Origin of the sequence: Flavobacterium branchiophilum NBRC 15030 = ATCC 35035, assembly GCF_002217205.1 — a bacterium.
Classification (GTDB): Bacteria; Bacteroidota; Bacteroidia; order Flavobacteriales; family Flavobacteriaceae; genus Flavobacterium; species Flavobacterium branchiophilum.
This window is the reverse complement of the sequence record NZ_MUGT01000190.1, coordinates 1-2,131: the sequence shown is the minus strand read 5'-3', so window position 1 is coordinate 2,131 and position 2,131 is coordinate 1. Positions and strand designations below refer to the sequence as shown.

2 protein-coding genes are annotated in these 2,131 nt (G+C 36.1%); both read left to right on the top strand.

What is annotated here, in order from left to right; translation table 11 throughout:
- The first annotated feature begins 101 nt into the window (after nt 1-101).
- Nucleotides 102-683: a TetR/AcrR family transcriptional regulator gene (locus tag B0A58_RS15615; protein ID WP_089081809.1), complete on the top strand. Its 582-nt coding sequence runs from the start codon at nt 102-104 to the stop codon at nt 681-683.
- Between the two features lie 20 nt (nt 684-703).
- Nucleotides 704-2,047, top strand: coding sequence for a TolC family protein (locus tag B0A58_RS15610; RefSeq protein WP_089081808.1), 1,344 nt, complete (start codon nt 704-706; stop codon nt 2,045-2,047).
- Nucleotides 2,048-2,131 lie beyond the last annotated feature (84 nt).

Here is a 2,131-nt window from a genome sequence, read left to right as displayed (position 1 = left end):
TTCATACTTCATACTTCATACTTCCAAAAAAACTTCTTGTTTATTGTATTTTTTTTTCTAACTTTGCAGAGTGAATATTCACTAACTATAATTGAAAGGTTATGAACCTAACAGCTCGACAAATTGAAATTATTGAAGCTTCGGGGAAAATTTTGATGCAAAAAGGAGTTAAAGGGCTTACAACCAAAAGTTTAGCTCTTGAAATGAATTTTTCTGAAAGTGCTTTGTACCGACATTTTAAAGACAAAGAAGCTATTATTTCGTTGCTGATTCGGTATTTGTCGCACAACATCAAGGAAAGGTTTTCCAACATTGTACAACAACATTTGGATCCTGAGCAAAAGTTATTGGCCCTTTTTGCAAGCCAATTTACTTTTTTTAAGGACAATCCCCATTTTATTGTCATTGTTTTGTCTGATGGTATTTTGGACAATTCCGAAAGTATTAAGCAAGAAATCATGAGTTTGATGCAAACGAATGCAAGTATTTTTAAACAAATAATTGCTGCAGGGCAGCAAGACCACATTTTTAGATCCGATTTAGATTTGCCTTTTTTTGTGCATGTTACAATGGGAACTTTTCGATTGCAAATGTTGCAATGGAAATTGTCTAATTTTAGTTTTGATATAGAACAAAAAGGTATGCAAACGATGCAAAACTTGCTGGTTTTGTATAAAAAATAACATTTAAAAATAATAAATTTATGACAAAAAAAACAATTTTTCACTCAACATGGGTTTCTTGTTTTTGGCTGTTATCCATTGCAAAGTCAATAGGGCAAGAGGTGAAAACATTTGCCAATTTGGATGCCGTTTTGAGTTTTGCAAAAACCCAAAACAGTAGTTTTGAACAAGCGGCTTTGCAAAGCCAATTGGCCAAACTTACCAAGCAAACGGCCATTGGCAATGTGTTGAATCCGAGGGTTCCAGCCTCGGTTCAAGTTTTGGATCACATCAAGCAGCAGGTGAGTTTTTTGCCAGGGCAAGCCTTTGGGATGCCAGAAGGTACTTTTAAGGCCATTACGATGGGGCAACAGTATGCAAGTACGTTGAGTGTGCAGCCTCAATTTGATATTTTGAATTTGTCGAGTTGGGCACAGATAAAAAGTGCTTCTATCAATCAAGATTTGGTTGACAATCAAAACCAAATGAACGAGCAAAAGCTGTATGATCAAATCAATATGACTTATTTTAACCTGATTTCGATGCAAGGGCAACATCAAATTTTGAAAGAAAATATACAATTGGCTCAAAATGTAGCCTTGATTATGCAAAACAAATTTAAGGAAGGACTGGCCCGCAAACAAGATTTAAACGAAGCTTTGTCAAACTTATTGGGGCTGCAAGACAAGATGCAACAACTGGAGTGGAATATGAAAATACAACATCAAATATTGGATTTGTATTTTGAAAATCGGGTGCAGTCGGAGGTGATAGAAACGGTGTGGGAGTTTGAAAAAACAGCTCCATTGCAAGTGGCAAACAACCCCTTGTGGATAGACAATGCCGAGTTACAAAAACAAATGGCCCAGCAGGACAAGAGGGTTTTGATGTTGCAAAACGTGCCTGTATTGTCGTTTGTATCGTCGTTTAATTGGCAAAATTTGAGTAATGATGGTTTTTTTGCTGCCTCGTCCAATGGGGTTAGCTATCATTATGTGGGGCTCAAGTTGAGTTATGATTTTCCGACTACCGTACAAAAAATAGCAAACCTAAAAAGCAAAAGTGTACAGCTGAAACAGCTTGAAAATCAGGCACAACATGTACAAAAAGAGCAAGACCATAAAAACAAACAAATGCAATTGGAATTTGAAAAAGCCAAAGGGCAAGTGGTTTTTTTGAAGCAAATATTTGAATTGAAAAAAGATAGTTATGAGAAAAATTTCAATCAATTTAAGGAAAATATTTTGCCGTTGGACAAGTTGTTGCTTTCGCAAACCGATATGTTGAACAGTCAGTTGCAGTGGGTTGCGGGTTTATCCAACGTTGGGTATTGCTGGTGGCGGATTAGGATAAACAACCAATTTTTGGACAAAGAAACCAAATAATGTAGGACAAAGAAGCGGCTTGAGGGCAAGTTGATACCCAATATACATATAAAATAATCCAATCTATTGGTTCTTTTTTGCTAA